We start from the raw sequence: 1,952 nt of genomic DNA on the forward strand, positions 1-1,952 counted from the left end.
GGTCTGCCTTCTACATATGGCCTGAAATGGACGAGTGCCATATAAGCAGCCAGAAGTTCCTTATCACTGGTGCCGTAGCGCGTCTCGGACTCAGATAATTTCCTGCTGTAATAAGAAATGGGTCTCTTTTCCTGCATTAGTACTGCACCAATACCAAATCCTGAAGCATCTGAGACAATCTCAAATGGCTTTGAGAAATCTGGCAATGCCAAACAAGGTGCATGCGTCAAAGCATACTTCAGCCCATCAAAGGCATCCTGTTCCTGATCACCCCACTTGAAAGGTCTGTTTTTGGAAGTCAAGTCAGTGAGAGGGGCAGCCAGCTTTGAATAGCCCTGGACAAAATCCCTGAAATAATTAGCAAGGCCTAAAAATTGCTGCACATTATGAGTGCTGGCTGGCTTGGGCCATTCCCTGACTACCTCTGTCTTTTTAGGGTCTACTGAGATGCCTTCGGCACTAACTATATGACCCAGAAAAGGCAGGCTGGTTTGAAAGAAGGAGCATTTTGACAGCTTAGCAATCAATTGCTCTTTCCTCAACACGTCCAGCACAATTTTAACGTGTTCCTCATGTTCTTCTAAAGTTTTGCTAAAAATCAGGATGTCATCGAGATAAACGATGACAAAATCCAGATCAGCAAAGATCCTGTTCATAATTGACTGAAAAGTGGCAGGGGCATTCGAGAGTCCAAAAGGTAATACTAAGAACTCATAATGGCCCACCGGTGTCCTGAATGCAGTTTTAGGAACATCAGAGTCCTTGATCTTGATCTGATGGTAACCTGACATTAAATCCAGGCTACTAAAATATTTAGAACCATGAAGACGATCGAAAAGATCATCAATCCTTGGCAGTGGATATCGATTTTTAATAGTAATTTTATTCAGCGACCTGTAATCGATTACCATGCGTAATGTACCATCTTTTTTCTTGACAAAAAGAATAGGACTGCCAAATGGTGAAGTAGAAGGCCTGATTAATCCTTTGCTCAGAAGGTCTGTGACCTGTTTTCGAACTTCGTCCTTCTCAGCCGGGCTGAGCCTGTAAATTTGTTTATATACTGTGAGTCCTTCATTTATGAGGGGAATAGTATGCACCACAGGTCTATCTGGGGGCAAGCCCTGTGGCTGTGTGGTGCACAAGACATCAGGGTAATCCTCTTTTAATTTTTCAACCCGTGCATTTGTGCATGCATCCAGCGCGGTGACATATGCGTCTGAAATGCAGCCTGAGGTGTTTGATTCAGTTGCCTCATTATTTTCAGTCCTTACAAAGACCATGAATGTAGAAGATTCCTCTGATTTCACTTCATTGCAGAAGGACAGAGCACTAATAAAAGAATTCACAGGCATTGTTTCAGTCTGTGCATCAGCCTCAGCTTCCCAATGAGGTCCTATAATTTCAGAAGGAATACAATGCATAAGGCCATCATGGTAAAAATAAGCAACTGATTCACCTTCAAAATGCAAACTGGTCCTGTGTCCTCTCAGCCAGTCTTGTCCTAATATTATATCAAAATGAGGCATTTTAATAACTGGCAAATTAAATGTCTCACTGTACTGAGCAAGTCTGATTTCCACTGTACAGCTGTCCTGGGTGTCCTGTTGACTGCCATCATAAGCAGTCACTTGCTTATGACTCTTTGGCTGTGTGTCCCATCCTCCCTTACGGACGAGGTCATCAGCAACGAAGGAGTCAGTTGCGCCTGAATCAAGCAAAATCCTGGCCTTAGTGCCATGCACTGTTCCTGACACAAGCATGCGAAGCCGCTTGTTGGGTCCTATAGGCTCGATCATGTGAGGATCAAAGAGCACTTGCATGGCCTGATGCAAGGGCTGGCTGTCCATTAAGTGCCCTGCCTGATATTCCTTCAGCACCCGCATGCCTTGCAAATTTGACCGCCAGGACCCAAAGCCTTTGGGGACCATAATGCATAAGGACAGGGCAGG

The 1,952-nt window shown here is 44.5% G+C and carries 1 protein-coding gene; it reads right to left on the reverse strand.

The genetic code is table 11. The features are described 5' to 3' along the window. A partial coding sequence (locus IVW53_15820) for an aspartyl protease family protein (GenBank protein ID MBF6607031.1) occupies nucleotides 1-1,880 on the reverse strand: 1,880 nt, incomplete at its 3' end. Nucleotides 1,881-1,952 lie beyond the last annotated feature (72 nt).

It is taken from the genome of Chloroflexota bacterium, assembly GCA_015478725.1.
Classification (GTDB): Bacteria; Chloroflexota; Limnocylindria; order Limnocylindrales; family CSP1-4; genus C-114.